1 pseudogene is annotated in these 293 nt (G+C 59.7%); it reads left to right on the top strand.

Going from position 1 to position 293, the window contains the following annotated elements:
• Positions 1-96: 96 nt before the first annotated feature.
• Positions 97-293: pseudogene (locus P0G09_RS19795) on the top strand (hypothetical protein); the annotation flags it as partial.

Here is a 293-nt window from a genome sequence, read left to right as displayed (position 1 = left end):
GGAGACCGCCAGCGAAAAGGCAGCTGCCGACGGCTGGCGCGGCAAGGTCAAGAGCCTGCTGAACTGGATGAACCAGAAAGAGTAGGATGAGCAGCAGTGATCAGCAATCGTACCAACGGCACAAAGCCTGCCATCCAGCACACCAAGAGCATTCTGGACGACCGCCGCATCCGGCTGCTGCTGGCCATCGTGGGTGCCATTGTGGAATGGATGGTGGTCACCATCGTCGTCCAGCCCGGCACCACCCGAACCATCAACAACGTGCCGGTGGATTTTACCTATGATTCCGCCGC

Origin of the sequence: Faecalibacterium sp. DFI.5.82, from assembly GCF_029076575.1 — a bacterium.
Lineage (GTDB): Bacteria > Bacillota > Clostridia > Oscillospirales > Ruminococcaceae > Faecalibacterium > Faecalibacterium duncaniae.
This window is presented reverse-complemented; position numbering and strand designations above follow the sequence as displayed.